We start from the raw sequence: 16,113 nt of genomic DNA, 5'->3' as shown, positions 1-16,113 counted from the left end.
CCTGACGCACAAGCTGCACCGGAATAGTGCTCAGCAAACATTCGTTGCTCTTCCCCCAATCTCTTGATAGTTTCGGGCGCCGTCACCGTCTGTTTGTTGAAGGCACCTCAGCCTCTTACAGAAGTCGGTGAGGATGGGATTGATTTGGGGTCGGACGAAGTACTGCAATTCATCGATGATCTCAAAGGTTTCTAGATCGATAAACCACCAGCCCGATTTCAATCGTCTCCATTTGCTCGGGGACGACTGCAAGCGACCTTTGTGATTCCGACTCGCCAACCTAATCACAGGTCGTCCCCAAGCATTACACAATGCAAATAAAGGTATGTGGCAAGGAGGTTTTGGATGGTTTGGAGATGAAGACGTTTTGCTTCGAAGCTCATGTCAGGGTAGACCTTGCTTGTAGTTTATTCAGATTGTACGAGTCATCCACCGCGGCGACTTTGACGCAGGCGCAGCGTAGGCGTTACGGGAACACACCTTGCGAACTCCAGCAATAAGGGGCGGGTAGTTTCCGCGTTTATTCAAGCGGCGTGATCACCCTTATCGCCGGAATTTGCATGTGCCGACGAATCCCTTTCCCTTAACGTTGGACTATGCAGTTCTTTACCTTGAAGACCTGGGGCTGGCGCAAGAGTTTACGCCCCACATCAATCGTGTCTTTTCGGAGCGCCGGTATACTGGCAGTACACTTTGAGAGTCGAGGCAGCGACAGCTACGCAGACCGTCACCGCGACTGGGTTGAGGCTGAAGCACCCTGCCGCTGTCCGGCTCATGCTGTCAGATGACTGCGTTGTTGTGTAGCCGCGTATTCATCCATTAGGCTTAGGCATAGTGGCAGCCCGCCAGTAATACGTTGATGAAGGAACGCAACGCATGCCTGAACCCTACCAACCGATGCCGGCAGTGCTTGATCGGCAAATTGAAAACGAAGCTCAGGATGCTTTTGGGCACAGGCATTTTGCCCAAGCATTACAGAGTTTGGTAGAGGCCAAACACCACAAGCCACCCTTTAGCATTGGCCTGCTCGGGGGCTGGGGTACGGGTAAAAGCTCGATCAAAGAGCTATATACCCGAGGGCTAGCTGATGGTGCGTCTGATGGGGCAGGGAAAGTATCGCGTCGGGGTCGTATCAAAAGCATTACCTTCAACGCCTGGCGATTCGGTGGGAAAGATCAAGACATCAAGCGTGCGCTTCTGCGTCACGTATTCATAGAGCTTGGGGGAGACGAGCAGGCGCTTCACGACAAGCTCTTTCGTAATGTCACGCAGGTCGAAACCCAGTGGAAGGGGTGGAAAGAATACGCGGTTCAGCTGTGGCGAGCGTGGTCACTGCCATTGCCGGCGTTCATTGGCGCAATGCTGCTACTGTTTGGCCTAGTATGGGCCGGACTAGCTATCCTTCCGTGGAGCAACCCCATTGTCCAATCGACGTTCATCTTGGCAATCAGCGGTGCCTACAGCTATTTGTTGAAGAATTTGAAACCTTCGAAGGTCGATAGCTACCGATCTATCACAAAAGTTTCGCTGCCAAGTGCAAGCGCCGAGCAGTATGAGGAAATGCTGCTTGAGCAGCTCAAAGTGTTCAAGGGCCCTGGAGCGGGTATATACACCAAACCCGATCCCTGTGAGCGCCTTGTGATATTCGTAGACGACCTGGATCGGCTTTCGGCCGAAGAAATGGTGCTGGGCCTCGACGCAGTTCGTGCCTTCATGGAAATCCCTCCCGAGAAACTTCCATTGGGTCTTGGCCTCGTCTTCGTTATCTCTTGTGACGAAGCTAAGGTAGCCGATGCCCTGGCTCGCGGCCGCGGCAATCCTGAACAACCTGGTACCGTCTTTACCCATATGGACGCTCGTAGGTACCTCGACCGTATTTTCCAGTTCCGCTTGGAAATTCCGCCTGCACCTAGGGGGGATATGAGGCAGTTCGCGTTGAAGCATCTGTCGTCGTTTATGGATATTGTGAAAGATCTGAACGCGGGGGGTGCAAGCCCAGAAGAAGTGATTGACCGGATGATTCACGTGAACGTTGTCGATCCGCGCAATGCACTTCAGATCGTCAACGCATTTGCTCAGTCCTGGTGGCTCGCAAAGCGAAGAGAATATGAAGGAAGCTCAGGTGAGCGGCCTGGTGGCCTTCATGAAGGTGCGGTGACTAGCCATCCGATCTCGCTGGGAGCGCTGAGTGCTGCCCGTGTGAGTTTTCCTGATTTCTATCGCGATCTTCAGGATGACCCTTTACTGCTTGGCCGCCTGACGGAGTTGCTAGTACATGAAGGAGAGCTCTCGGATCAGCCCGTTGAGGCGCGGGCCCTGCTGGTCAAGCGTTACGTCATCGAAGACAAGGAAGGAAAGACTACAATACGAGAGGGCTGTCGAGACCTGCGTCAGTTCTTATCTAGCCTAGTAGGGGTGCGCTGGCCAGATTCTCTGCAAAGCTTGCTTTTGCTATCCGAGGATCCAATAAGTCGAAAATTCGGCGCTGGCACGAGCGCGCTCTACAACATGCTGGTGTCCGGTGATACCCGAGGGCTGATTGAGCGACTGTCCACTCGCACCGACAAAGTCGCGCTAAGCGAGGATCAAGCACAGCTGCTTCATGAACTGATTAGCGATTTGCACCTGGAAACGGAGTCGCGACGGCACAACGCAATGCGCGTCATAGCGAACTTGCTTGATCATCTCCCACCACGAACGGTGCGATTGATGCTCGGAAAACTCTGCAATGCGTTGACCGCATCATTGGATCTTCGGTCGATGGTTGGGCTGGATAAAATCAACAGCGTTGTGCTGCTCGCCAATGCTCAGGAGCAACGGCAGATAGCGGCTGAGTTGGTTGACGACCTGCTGACTACGCAGCATCAAATTGAATTCCGGTTAGAAACTATGCAGACCCCAAGCTTGGACGAAGCAAAGGCGATGGTGGTCAAGGCTTGTGAAATAGTCCTCAACGTTCGGTCGGTGCATGGTTTGCCTGCCGCACAAGAGCGCAAGCTTATCGAATGGCTGAAGGTGAGAGACGTAAGCATAGGCAAATCCTCCTTCCATTTCGATTTCAATACACTTGAACAGTGGATAGGCAGACACGAGGAGATGCTGCTCACGATGCTAGGGACTGACTACAGCTCGCTTGTAGCAGATGAAGTTGAAGCGGGTAGGTCGCAGGCATTGGAGCTGTCGACCGTTTCAGGCAGGGTTGATCGATTGTTTGGCAGTCTTGCTGCGAAAGGGGAAGAAAGTCGCGCAGACCTATGGAAGCTTGTTGATCGCTATCTGAAGCTCTCACCGCTCGAATTGCAGTCCTGTGCGCTCACTACATTGGAGCAATCTCACCAATTGGCTGGCTCCCAACCGCTGTCCGCGTGCTTGGTCACCATTGTGCGAAACCTCATTGAACACCCCAACCCCGCGGTCGATTACGAGCGGGGATTCCGCTGGGTTCTATCGACTGCGTCTGCCCGTTTTGGAGAACTTTCGAAAGAAGCCAAGTCCAGCCTTGCTGACCTGGATGGCAATTTATCCGGCGGAGATTTCTACCAGGCGGATGCCGTTGCTCTCTTCGAACAGATCATTCAGCGTGAACCTGGAATGTTGGCGCAGGTCAGCGCGAATTGGGTTGAGAGTTTTGCTGAAGGCCTGCCTCTTGAGTGCTGCGCTTCACTGCTGAAAGCTTATGGGGATTTACCGGAAGACGTGCAGAGCAAGGTCATCGCGTATTTTGATACAGGATTTACGGCCACAGCTATGCCCGATCGTTTCGGAGAACTCTATGCCCTCGCCGCAGCGAACATTCCAAGCAAGTCCTGGGGTTCTGGTCTAATGCACGACCATCTAGATCGATCGTTGAGCAGGCTTCCCTCAAGAGTCTCTAGGCCGGTAGAGGAACTGGACGACTTGCTGGGTGGGCTCTCAAAAGTATATCTCCACGGTTCACCGGCGACGATCGCAACCTGTTTGCGAGATACTTTTTCAAGCGCCGCCAGCTATCCGGCTCAACATGAACGACTTCATCAGTATCTCGCCGGCACTTGGCCGTCTACCGATGTGGTGCAGCCCGGTTATGCGCCGGACACCATATTCTCTGACGCGATCAATGTGGGCCGACGAAGCCCAAAAGATGCTGGGCGCGGGCTGCTTAGCTCTCTTGATTCCATGGTCGAGTTGGGGATCGTAGGTCAGGAACGCGACGCGGAACTGATTGAGTTGGCATGTTTAATCTGGCAAGCGCACCCAGTGGAGGCGCAGGAGTTCTTCACTCGCGATTCTAGAAGACTAACACCTAGCCAAATCGCCCAGCTACCTGGCGCCATAAGCTGGGAGTCCCCTGAGGAAGTAGGTTGGCTCAGGGGCGCCTGGGGAAAAACCATATCTGAGCTCGACGCATCGGAACGAACCGCAACGACCTTGCTAGTGCTCGCGCTGGGGCCAGTCGGTAACGCTCAATTACCAGACCAAGCTCTATCCTTATGGATAAATTGCCTCGGTAACGGCGGTTTTCAAGGACTGATACAAGCGTTGATGTCTAACGAAGCCAGCGATGACGGCCGTCGTCGACTCTGGCGCCAGGTAGACTCGCTGAACCCAGCCCCAACGCCAACTGAACTGATCAACCTGAGCATTCGGGTTTTACCAATGGCAGCAGCACCTGAGACTGCTGCGGCTGTGAACAACGACCTGGAGTCCATCTGCACTCGTTTGGGCGACCAAGAGAGCCGGCTAGCCACCGCAAAGCTTCTGCTGGCGACGATCCCAAGCTGCTCATCAGTCACGATCAAAACCAATCTCGCTCGGCTAGCCTTTGGTCTTGGCACACACGCCGCCTTATCCGCGGTTGATGAGTCAACGCTGAGTGATGATGACCTACAGGTCATCGCAGATACTTTCGGAAAAGGGCGGGAACTGACCAAGCTCAAATCGCGTTTTGAGAAGCTTGAACGCTCATAGCTTCGCGACGACCAATGTTGAATGGAGAGGGCCGTTGTATCCGAAGAGGCGGCCATCTCCATGGCATTGAATTACAACCTGAAACGCTTACGAGGTGCTTGGGATGATGCCTTCCCAGAAATCTAAATTTTGCGCTACACCAAATCAGGAGTTTCTCATAGACCGAAAAAATGCCAGCTAATCCAGCATGGGCGGGGTTGAATTCTCTGTTGAGTAATGTCGGATATCCATGTGCGTGTTTACCTCAATACGTCCGTCGGTTGCAGCGGGATGCTTCTATCTGCATTCAGAAGGCCTCCAGTTGCGGTGTGCCTGAATTAGCTTTAAGACCTCCGAAGGAGATAACTGCATCCACGTAGCGCATTGCAGACTTCATATCCTTCCAGCCCACATAGCTCATCAGCCCTTTGATGTCCCACCCATTGGCGGACGCCCAGGTTGCAAAGCCGCGCCGCATTGAGTGGCTGCTATACAGTTCAGCTGGTAATCCTGCCTCTTTGAAAATGCGCCGCAGCACAGGGATCAGGCTATGCGGCTGCATAGCTTTGCCTGAAAGATTGCCCCACCGGTCTATCCGCTGGAACACCGGGCCTTTTGCGATCCCGGCAACTGTTATCCAGTTGATATAGGCCTCCACGGGGCAGAGAATTGTAAGCGCCGGGGTCTGGAAAGTAGTTCCTTCATGCTGGCGGTCACCCTTGGTGTAAGGCAGGAAAAAGGTAATGCCTTCACCACTTATGGCTTGGGTATCCTCGACCATTAGCCTGGCTAACTCATCGCCGCGAAAGCCACGCCAAAACCAAATCAAGATAATCGCCACCGAGCGACGATGGCGCACCAGCGATTTGTAATCTCCCCGTTCAATCGAAGCTGCAGCTTCCCCTTCAAGCCATGTGACCGCCTGCTCTAGGTGCTTCAGCAGCAGTGGGGCGGCCTGTTTCACTCTTGCGGGATGCACGACCTTGATACCCTTGATCATCTGGCGAACATCAGGCGTTTTGGTTGGGTCAGGGAAGCCCTGGGTGATGTGCCATTGCGCAAGGGCTGCCAAGCGCTGCTTCAGAGTGTTGATGGAGAGCTTGTCGGCATACTCCGCCAAGTAGCGAACGACGCCCGCGCCTGTCGTGGGCAGGTACCCGCCCCAAGTCACTTCGAAGTGCTCGATCGCCGCCCGGTAACTCTTTCGCGTGTTCTCCCGGGTACCGGCCCTGAGGTACCGATCTGCCTTTTCCATCGTGCTTTGCCTTCAAAATCGGAGCGTTTTGCTTTCCCAGCGCCACTAGGACGTTTTCTGGGCGCCAGAAAGTATCAAGAAGCCATAAAGCACTATTATAGCTTTTTAATTATTGGATTTTACATTTACAAAATTGGTGTTAGCGTGCCACGTAATTACATGACACGTAACACAGCACGAAATCGTAGGAGTTCAAATGGCTCGTGGCGGCATTAACAAGGCGGTGGTGCAAAAAGCAAGGCAGTCTCTGCTCGTTAGGGGCACATACCCAAGCATCGATGCCGTGCGTGTGGAACTGGGGAATACCGGGTCGAAGACAACCATTGCCCGGTACCTGAAGGAGATCGAATCCTACGATCCACGCCCACTATCGTCCCGCGAACGCATGGGTGAAGAACTTTCGGCAATGGTTGAAAGCCTTCTGGATCGACTCATGGAGGAGGGCCACGAGTCGATCGAACAGTCCCGATCAGCCTTTGATATTGCGCGTGTAGAGCTCCAGGCGCAGATCGCCAGCCTGCAAACTGAACTGACCGCAGCGCGTAGGCAGCTCGACACTCAGCAAGCAGCTATTGAGGCTCAGACCGCAGACTTAAAAATCACGCAGTCCTCGCTTCAGGCAGAACTGACGCGCAATGCCGGACTTAATCAACGGTGTACTGACCTTGAAGCCTTGGTCAGCGACAGGGATAAACAGATCCATTCCTTAGAGGAGAAGCATGTTCATGCGCGCGGTGCTTTGGAGCACTACCGGCAGTCCGTCAAAGAGCAGCGGGATCAGGATCAACGCCGGCATGAATCCCAACTCCACGAGGCTCAAGTGGAGAAGCGCAAACTCCAGGAAACCTTGGTGCTGAAACAGGATGACCTAACTCGTTTAAATCGTGACAACGAGCGGTTGCTTGGAGAGTCCAGGCAGCAGGTGAAACTGCTACATGGCCATGAGGCGCATATACAGACACTGACTTGCGAGATCCAAGGGCTGAAACTGGTAGCGGCGAAATCCGCCGGCGTTGTTGAGCAGCTCCAGGAACAGATCGCCTCGCTTCGACAGGACGCCACGGCACTGAATGAAGCTGCGGCCAAGAGCGGCGAGCGCGAGCTGAAGGCAAGGCTACTACTTGTCGCTGCCCAATCGGAGAATGAGCAACTCCGACGACTGCAGGCTACCGAGGCTGAGACAGTTGAAAGCGATTCGAATACTACATTTACGCCTGCCTCAGAGAAGTCAAAGACAGCACCCACAAAAACGTCGAGGAAGTGACCATGAACAAAGCCACGTTCAAACCGATGGGCCCTTATGAAGAATGCTCAGCGCTTCAGTGGGCTCATCAGCGACTCACTTTGATGCTGGCGAACAGCACATTACCGCCAGCTTTCACACAGCTCGACATTCGCACTCGATTGGCAGCCCGAGATCATTCAAGTATCGAAGCGGCTGGCTCGAATAAAGCAAACTAGTGCTGCGTACCCAGCAACAACATCGCAGGTTCGACAGACTTGAAAACCCTACATATTGGGTTATCATCAAGACTACAACACTACATGCGGTGATTTGCATGGACATGCCAAGTATCGAACAAGAAGCGTCCGAGCTGTTGCGCATGCTCTGGCGCGACCGATATCACCTGTGGGGCGATCAAGATATCACCCCGCTTCAGGCGCGTGATCCAAGAAAGGCGGCGTTAGCGTACGGCTTTTAATATCGGGAGCTTCCGAATCTCGGTGACCCCAAATTCATCCAAGGCGGCTCCGGCCCTAAGATCGCAGGTCTGATTGATCGCCAAGCGAACCGCATCGCCATCTCCCAAGAATTCTCACCCACTGTAAAACTGTTCACGGGTGCTCATGAGATCGGCCACCTTGCCCTACATGAAGGTGAGGTTATGCATAGGGATCGGGCGTTGGATGGCCGTCCAGTCGGCGGGCCGCGAAACCTTGAAGAACGTGAGGCTGATTTCTTTGCAGCTTGTTTTTTGATGCCTGCGAAGCTAGTCGCTGACCGTTTCAGGCGTCTATTTCTATGTGGAGACCAGCTTCACTTTAACGATACGGTCGCATATCACCTCGATGCGCATAACATTGAAGGTTTGTTGTATGCCTCGTCAGACTCCCTGGAACGAGAGCTGGCGCTAGCGCGATGCCAACGCTTCAATAATCTCAACGTCGTATCGCTTGCTACGCAGTTTGGAGTATCCGATTCGGCAATGGCGTTACGGCTCAAGGAGCTCGGTTTAGTACGCTGGCCTTAGCTTGGCGCTTGGAACTAGGCGCTAGGTATTGATCGGGGTATAAAAGAGTGGCGGGGTGGTTAGGACTGTACGCCCAAGCACGCCCGACCATGCGACTTAAAGTCCCCGTCAGATACTGATCAATCATTCCTGCCGACCTACCTCGACCAGCAGATCCAACGCCCTCATGCGCAAACGGATTGCTGTCTTCGAAACGTTAAAATATTCGCTCAGGGAATTGCACACAGCATGAAACTGGATCACGTTGTCCCGCTGACTGTCCAGGTACAGATGGCCGTGACCACGGTTTCGGATGCCAAGATGCTGTAGTAATAACCCAAACGCAGCCTTAAAGTCCTCTTTAGGCATCAAGAGACCTGAAGCGAACGTATTCGCTTGCCACTCCAACCGCTCGACTTCCCCTTTAGGGATGGTGATGAGCTGGCTCTGGTCAATGTCCTGTGCTCGGATGGCCTCTCGTGTCATGTAGCGCTTATGACCTAGAAAGTGATGTCCCAACTCATGGGCGAGGGTGAATCGGGCCAAGTGGGATTGGCTATCTGCCGCGAAGATTTTGATCTCAAGCGGGCTGAACGTGATACTGCCGAGGGCCGACCCCGAGCCCTCAATGAAGCTCACGGACAGTCCACTGGCACCAGCCTCTCTGAACACTAGCTTGGTAAGATCGACCGCTCCCCGAATGTATGAAATGGATTTCAAAGCCTGCTGCGCTAAGCGATCTATTCTGTCCCGCGAAATGAATGCGACCCTGGGTGTTGCGATAAGCGTGGGCTGACGAATCAAACTTAAGTCGTTCTCTTCAAAAGTACTCTCAAGGTCGAGGCCTTTCCAGATGCCTTCCCAACCATCCGTAAAGCCGGCGGGAGTTACGGCATAGGCGCTATAAACGGTAGGCCGAAAATCCACCTGGGTTAGGGCGTATTCGATCTCTGCGCGCTTACGGGCTCTAGCGCTACGCGCCCCGGTTAGCAGGGCGCGAGGAAGCTCCCATCGAAACTCAGACTGATCGAAGTAACGCAAGACACCGAAGCCTCGATTCCGAGCAATGTTGAACGTGCCGGACTGAAATGCACTGGCGGACGCAAAAACACCCTTGGCATTGAAGCCGGCCACTTGGCTTATCTTTGAACCAAATTCTTCGATGTCCCCCACGGGCACTTTGCCGCTGTAGTTCTTGCATTCGATGAGCACAAGCAACGACGGGGTTTCGAAACCAGGCAGGAACACTTCGACAGAAATGTCAAAAATGATGAAGTCTTCTCGGTCACGCGAGTAGTAGCCCTTCTTCCTGAAAATTTTGCAGCACTCAGGTCGGAACGCATAGAAGCGACCCTCATTGATCTCACGAGACAGGAACTCAAAGACTTGCTCCTCGAATCGGTCGCCCTTGGCATAGGTGCTGAGCGCTTCAATTTCCATATGTGGGGGAGGCTCCGGTTAACGTGTCAGAAATTCAGTTGTACGTGAGTAGATGGCGCTCGAGAAAGTAATTCCTGGGGAGCATGCTGCGTGTCAGTCACAGCATGATGAATGCTAATCCACGTTCCTGTTTTCCTCGGTATGACCGCTCTCAGCCGATGCTGGCGCAGGATTTTGGGCTTCTAGCCGAATAGAAGCCAGCGGTGATGGCGCCACGAACGTCCAGAAAGGGACTGCATAAGCGAAGGAAATCTTCGCTTCCAGGGTCACCGTCTTGCTAGGTCGCTCTGCGCGCTGCATCGCAACATGTAGTCTGTGCCCTATGGCTTTGCGGGCCACGGAACTGATTTCTACGCCGGCTAACGTGAGCAGGATCCGTGTGTACGCCAACCTATGGAAATCGTCAGGGCAGCCCGCGTGACGGAACATCGGTTCAAAACAGTACTCAATCAGCTGCAGCATCACACCTAGGTTACAGCGCACCTGTAGGAACATCAGACAGACAAAGTCGACAATAACGGGCACCGCAGTATCAAATGTTAGGTTCGTCTCGGCCAAGTAACTCCGCAACCGGTTGATACCTATGTTTGCAAACGTCTCACCCTGATCCATCATGGTGACAAGGTCGGCAGCTTGGATCGAGACGAAGCTGCGCCTGGTCATCACCAGTTGAACAATTGCCCGGGAGTATTCGGCACGCACCAAACGCCCTGAAACCAGCTCATTTGTCAGTAGCAGTTGAGGAGATGCTCCTTTGATCTCCAGAAACCCTGCGATAGCTCGGAGGCGGGCGTCTAACGACAGCAGGCCACCGCCGTATTCCAGGCAAACGAGCAGGGTTGCATACTCTCCGTCACCCAGGATGTCTTTGAGCGTATGCATCTGTGCCGGTAGCAAGGGGAGGCCGTATGCCGGCACCACCTCACAATACTCATCAATAGCGGCACAGATTGAGTCCAGAAATGCTCTCTCCCGATGCCAACTTTCCTCTGTCTGCTCTTCCATACCAAGTCGCCCATCGTGTGAGAAGAGCGTCCCTCCCTTGCGAAAGCGCGATGACGACTCGATCTTCGTTTCGATCGCCTGCTTGGTGGCGGTAGCTATATAAAGCTTTGGGATGTGCTCCAATACATCAAGCATTCCCAACGTCGAAAGCTCTACCAGCATAGAGAGATCGACAACCCATGGGAGATCACGGGCAGCGTCTACCGAGAATGCATCGTGGGTCTGGCCCACGCCCATCGAGACCTCCAGCAATGGCCCCTCATCGGGCCAGCCTCTGACGAGATCGATCACGTCCACACCGAGCATCCGCGCGATCAGTTCAAGCGTGGCCATGTGCTGGCCATATAGCCCAATTGTGTTCAGACCCTGTGCTTTTTTTCGTTCGATTTGCTCGATGAAGAAGGAGATATCCAGCTCGCCATCCTCACGCGTGGGGATGGTCATGGCGACTAAATTTTTGCTCGGAACGACCGCGTTTGATACCTGCCCATATGATAGGTCGAGCAAACGTCGGTGAATGGTCACTATCCGCTTAACCTTGAACGTCTGCTCTCCTATCAGACTGCGGATCGATGTGGTTTCCCCAACTTTGAGACCAATAAGCGCGAGAGCCTGCGTGGAGCCCGCTGGGATGAACTCCGCGGTCGGCGGGAGCGGTGGGGCGATGTCGAAATCTATTGAAACGTAACCACTCACGCCTTTGCCGTCTTCGAGTTCGACTGAAGTCCCACAAACGACCTCAACTGGGTTGGTGAGGAAATCGTCCATCGTGCCGGATGCCATGACCATGAGTGAGATGTGACCGGCAGCAGCCTCAAGATTGCCCGAGCTAACTCGCATGGTTCGGTAGATGCGAGCGATGCCTCGATCAGGCATCCCCCGACTAATCTCTGCGTTAGCAAGTTTCAATTGATCCTGAGCGGAGCCTTCCAGAAAGACAGGAAGCGTGGCTAAGCACGCGTCCATCTGCTCAGGGTTTATGTTGGCTAGAACCTGGATCAGCAACAACCATGCACTGGCATCAAGAGGGGTCTCAGAAACGATCATCTCTGCGATTTCACGCATCCTGGGCCAATCACCGGCGTTACCGTAAACGTTCAAAGCCACGTTTCGGACATCTGGGGACTGGCGCCATTCAGCAGGAAGCGACTCCAGCAGATCTCGAACCTTCGCACGCTGATCAGTTAGGGCGTAGGCGTGAAGAAGATCAACGTGCAGTGGAGAGAACGAGTCGTGAGGAAGCACGCGTTCAAGCATTGCGATAGCGTCATCGTGCCGCCGTGCATGTAGCATCCACTGCGATGCCATGGACAGTTCCAGCAAATCGCTGCTTTGCGGTGCGAGTTCAGCCACACGATTCTCGAATGCCTGGCGCACTGCTTCGTTATCGATGAAGGCCCGAGCAGCAAAAACCCCATCGGTAATATTGCTGTTCTGGGGAGTGACACCTAGCAGCGAAAGCTCTTGCTGAACTGCATCATTGCGTTGCTGACGCAGCAACAATTCCCAGTGTATGTGGCGGAGTATCCGCAGCACTTTCGCCGACTCCTCCGTGACAGGCCGCTGCACCTGTACACCGTAGGTAGACTTGAGCATTGGCTCTCTGCCCGCAACCAAGCATGCTTGGCCGAAGATCACCAGTGCGTCATCAGGAAGCTGGTCAAGGCGATCGGAAAAGCGATCAACAGCTTCACCCTCACGATTCAAATCGCATAGGGCCTCAAGCTCCACTCTGGCCGTTGTCTCATGTTCTGGAACGCCGCGCTGTCTTCCCTGCTCGATCATGTCCAACGCCTGAGCCGGCTGCCCCAATAGCAGATACGCATAGGCAAGGTGAAACACGACGTCAGTCTTTATCCTGGGACTTTGCTCGGCCCATAGCACAGCCTCACGATCCTCAAACTTAGACATGGCATCTATGATGAGCTCGCGTCGATCCTCAGGCTGGGATCGCGTGCTCACATGGAACGGGTTGTCCGTAGCGAGTCGCAGGGCAAAACGCAGATAGTTTTCAACGATAAAGATGGAGCTGTCAGGCTGCTCCAACGCTGTCTTGATAGCGTTGACGGCACCAAGATCGTCCCCGCCGCCAGCCCTGGAACTGGCCACCATCTGCCAGGCCCCGGACTTTTCGCGAAAGGCCTCGGGAATCTCGTCTTCAGTTAGCTGTTCTCTATTGAGGACTCTTGCGTTGGTGTAAGCGATCCATACCGAATACGACTCCGGAAATCGAGCCTGTGCCGCCTGGCCAATCTGGAGAGCAGCCTGCACGTCATTTTCAAGCATTTGAGCCCGGACATGACCCGCAGCAATACGCTCATCGTCGGCGTAGAGGTTTGCGGCTGTCTCAAGATCGGTCGAGGCTGTCTGATCGTCCCCAAGATGCCAGAAGCACATTCCACGAAGGAAATGCCAACGGGCTTTCTGGTGGATATCAAACGTACCCAGCTCATCTTCGAGGAGCTCCAGCTGAGTTAAGGCATCCTTGTATCGGCGATCGTTGTGCAGCGTGCTGATGCGGTCGAGTTGGCGCGTTGCAAACGGGGTTTCAGATCCTTGGCTTGCGACGGGCAGATCATCAGTCAGTAGTGTGCTGCCGGCAGCGCGGCCAACGGAGAGGAGGGGAGCGAGGTATTCCGCCAGCGGGGTAAGCTCTGATGCGCGTTCTTGGCTGACAGAAATCGTGCCCATTTGGCAGGCGCGTACACTGTCACGTATCAGCTTGGCCGTATGAAATTCCTTGGCAAGCTCGCCTAGATGAGCTGAAGCGGAAGAGAGATCGATTTCTCCGGCCGTGCCATTGAGCTCAGCACACACAGCCAACAACTGCGACCATACCGCGCCGCTGTCTCGGCTTGGCAATGCCTGGGCGATAAATTGCTTTTGGTATCCGGCTTCCTGAGTGCGATCCGAGTCCAGGTCGTGGGGCACGAACTTCAGGTGGAGCGCGAACTGGCGCAGGTCTTCGTCGTTAACCGTGGCCTCATTGTATTGCTCAGCTGCAGCCTTGATGGCGGCGTAAGCAGTCCGGTTGCGAGCGTTACTCAGACCCTCTGAATGCACACGGGTGTACCAGGATTCATGTGAAAGAGACGCCAAGGCTAGCCTGACCACCTCCACCGCGCCTTCCATAGATGACGAGCTGGACACATGGTAGACAATCAGGTTGTCGTCCAGCCCACGCTGAAAAGTTGGCTTAATGAAATCGAGCCACGCAAGCCCTACGGCTTCGGTAAAAACGTCATTGGCAGTCGCCTTGAGTGACCGCTTCATCTGCATTCTGATGGTTGCTTTCTGTCCGGTGCTCAGCGACGAAGCATGGACAACCAGGTCGTCAGTGTTGTGGTCAAATCCTCGTCCTTGGAACAGCAACCCTACGATGACAAATCCTTCACGCAACCCCGCACACGGGATGCCCATGCACATGGCGAGCAGCCGCACCGCCTGCACACGTTGCTCGAATGCACCACCGCGCCCGCCCGTTGAAATAGGACTTGCGACTTTCTTCTGCTGGGGTTTCGGTTTAGGGATGGGAGCTTTCTGTCCCTTTGCCTTTGGAGGCCTTGCCATACCTGGCTCGCACAACTGATAGAGGGCCCTATCTTATCGATCATTCAGCGCCATGCGTAGCGTTGAATTCGCAAGAAATTACGAAGCGTGACACTTGGGGCAGGAGGCGTATCGAGCGCCGACACCGTCTAAAACTCCATGATAAGACCAGCCAAAAACGTGAACAGCGCAGCGAGCACGCCTGAGGAGGGAAGCCTGGCAATACATGGCATATCTATGCCCCTACAGACTGCGTCACCGGTAGGTAATTTTGCAACGAGTTACGAGTCCAAGACTGCCATGCCCGGCAATATATGGCATATCTATGCCCCTGCAGACCGAGTCACCGGTGTGCAGGATTCTCAACAGAAGGAAGGAAGAGTCCGGAGCTGCCTAACCTGGCAATACATGGCATATCTGAGCTCCTAAAAAATTGCGCCTCCAGTGGGGAAAATTCACAACAGAAGGAGAGAAAGTCCGGAACCGGCTAACCTGGCAATACATGGCATATCTGAATCCCTGACGACCGGTTCATCGATGTGCAAAATTTGCAACAGGATAAGAGAAGAGCTCAACGCTGAAGCCTATCATGATCGCCACCGTCGATTTCTATCCACATAATGCGCCCAGACTTCACAACTTTTTATCCTGCATATCTTTCCCCGTCGATCATCGACACTGGGTTGTACTCATAACCTAGGAATTACGGGCTGTGTAGGGGAGAGGGTGAACGTTTTGAGCCTTATAAGCCTAGGTTGTCTACCTATCCACTTCCTGACGTGCTTTCTAGTACTCTACTGATGGGCTAAACTCGGGTTAAGCGATTGAGCCACGGAGCTGGTAGTGCCATGTCAAGATCTCACGAATTCTTAGCCCTTAGACAGGCTGAAAATCGATTGGCTGAAGCCACCAAAGAGGTAGAGACAATCCGCACCTCCCGTGACTTTATTCTTGATGAGCAATTTTTCAAGGCCTTACACAATTTGATGGATGCGTATGGTTTCAATGCTCCAGATGTTGCACGACTACTGCTTTCCCGTGACCCTGATATCAACACTCCAGAACACAATAATTCGACTATGTCTTATTTGGAGAATTTAAGCGCGTTAGTCATTCTGAACGAGGGTGACCTCAGCGAACCCGAGCCGGCAGACATCTGTTATGAGGGGTACAGCCCGGAAGAGTTTCGAGCACGTATTCAAGTTTCAAAAACCAACATCGACAAAACCAGCTCGCACGAAGGATGAAGTTAAGAGAGCTGCTGCGAGGTGGCGTTGTGAAGAAAATTGCTGAAGTTTTTCAAATCAACCGTCGTATTCAGTCCGAGTTTCAAACTGCTGCTGCCTTGTTACGCGATGCAGAAGTCATACGTGCGTTGCGCTTTCTGAACGACCTTGACGAGCTAGCCGAAAAATATCAATTTTCGCCTCGCGACATCCTCATGTACCTCGCGCCTCGAAGAGAATACTCCCAGCTCGCCCATGCTGGGCAAGGCGTGATACAAAAATTGGCGGCAACAGCTGATGCTACGAAATCTTCACGCCGCCCACGGGAATATCCTGTCAAACGATACAAGAATCCTCATACCGGCGATGTGATAGAGACCCGGGGCGGAAACCACACTGTACTCAAGAAGTGGAAGTCCACCTACGGCGGCGCCGTGGTTGAAGGATGGCGATTCGATTGAGAAAGTTGCTGCCGGTCGAC

The 16,113-nt window shown here is 53.7% G+C and carries 9 protein-coding genes; 6 read left to right on the top strand and 3 right to left on the bottom strand.

What is annotated here, in order from left to right:
• Positions 1 to 876: 876 nt before the first annotated feature.
• A complete protein-coding gene (locus V9L13_RS06360) occupies positions 877 to 4,947 on the top strand; it encodes a P-loop NTPase fold protein (protein ID WP_338801894.1) in 4,071 nt (1,356 codons plus the stop codon).
• 286 nt (positions 4,948 to 5,233) lie between these two features.
• Here the strand turns inward: V9L13_RS06360 and V9L13_RS06355 are convergent, their stop codons facing one another.
• Positions 5,234 to 6,181 (bottom strand): tyrosine-type recombinase/integrase, encoded by a 948-nt coding sequence (locus V9L13_RS06355; protein ID WP_338801893.1) that lies wholly within the window; start codon positions 6,179 to 6,181, stop codon positions 5,234 to 5,236.
• A 196-nt stretch (positions 6,182 to 6,377) separates the two neighbouring features.
• Here V9L13_RS06355 and V9L13_RS06350 point away from each other — a divergent pair, with 196 nt between their 5' ends.
• The 3 genes from V9L13_RS06350 to V9L13_RS06340 all read left to right on the top strand — a co-directional run bounded on the left by V9L13_RS06350 (position 6,378) and on the right by V9L13_RS06340 (position 8,433).
• Complete coding sequence (locus V9L13_RS06350; RefSeq protein WP_338801892.1) at positions 6,378 to 7,445, top strand: DNA-binding protein; 1,068 nt, start codon at positions 6,378 to 6,380, stop codon at positions 7,443 to 7,445.
• 295 nt (positions 7,446 to 7,740) lie between these two features.
• Positions 7,741 to 7,884: a hypothetical protein gene (locus tag V9L13_RS06345; protein WP_338801891.1), complete on the top strand. Its 144-nt coding sequence runs from the start codon at positions 7,741 to 7,743 to the stop codon at positions 7,882 to 7,884.
• A gap of 36 nt (positions 7,885 to 7,920) precedes the next feature.
• Positions 7,921 to 8,433 (top strand): ImmA/IrrE family metallo-endopeptidase, encoded by a 513-nt coding sequence (locus tag V9L13_RS06340; RefSeq protein ID WP_338802835.1) that lies wholly within the window; start codon positions 7,921 to 7,923, stop codon positions 8,431 to 8,433.
• A gap of 123 nt (positions 8,434 to 8,556) precedes the next feature.
• Here V9L13_RS06340 and V9L13_RS06335 read toward each other — a convergent pair whose 3' ends face one another.
• Both V9L13_RS06335 and V9L13_RS06330 read right to left on the bottom strand, forming a co-directional pair.
• Positions 8,557 to 9,852 carry an ImmA/IrrE family metallo-endopeptidase gene (locus V9L13_RS06335; protein ID WP_338801890.1) on the bottom strand — a complete coding sequence of 432 codons (1,296 nt, stop codon included), beginning with the start codon at positions 9,850 to 9,852 and terminating at the stop codon, positions 8,557 to 8,559.
• Positions 9,853 to 9,966: 114 nt separating this feature from the next.
• The gene (locus V9L13_RS06330) at positions 9,967 to 14,298 is read right to left on the bottom strand and encodes a hypothetical protein (RefSeq protein ID WP_338801889.1); all 4,332 of its coding nucleotides are present in this window, start codon (positions 14,296 to 14,298) and stop codon (positions 9,967 to 9,969) included.
• 956 nt (positions 14,299 to 15,254) lie between these two features.
• On the opposite strand from V9L13_RS06330, the gene V9L13_RS06325 reads away from it, so the two are divergent.
• Both V9L13_RS06325 and V9L13_RS06320 read left to right on the top strand, forming a co-directional pair.
• Positions 15,255 to 15,653 carry a hypothetical protein gene (locus tag V9L13_RS06325; RefSeq protein ID WP_338801888.1) on the top strand — a complete coding sequence of 133 codons (399 nt, stop codon included), beginning with the start codon at positions 15,255 to 15,257 and terminating at the stop codon, positions 15,651 to 15,653.
• A gap of 29 nt (positions 15,654 to 15,682) precedes the next feature.
• Positions 15,683 to 16,093, top strand: coding sequence for a histone-like nucleoid-structuring protein, MvaT/MvaU family (locus V9L13_RS06320; protein WP_338801887.1), 411 nt, complete (start codon positions 15,683 to 15,685; stop codon positions 16,091 to 16,093).
• Positions 16,094 to 16,113: the final 20 nt, after the last annotated feature.

Origin of the sequence: Pseudomonas sp. RSB 5.4 (genome assembly GCF_037126175.1) — a bacterium.
GTDB lineage: Bacteria > Pseudomonadota > Gammaproteobacteria > Pseudomonadales > Pseudomonadaceae > Aquipseudomonas > Aquipseudomonas fluorescens_H.
This window is presented reverse-complemented; position numbering and strand designations above follow the sequence as displayed.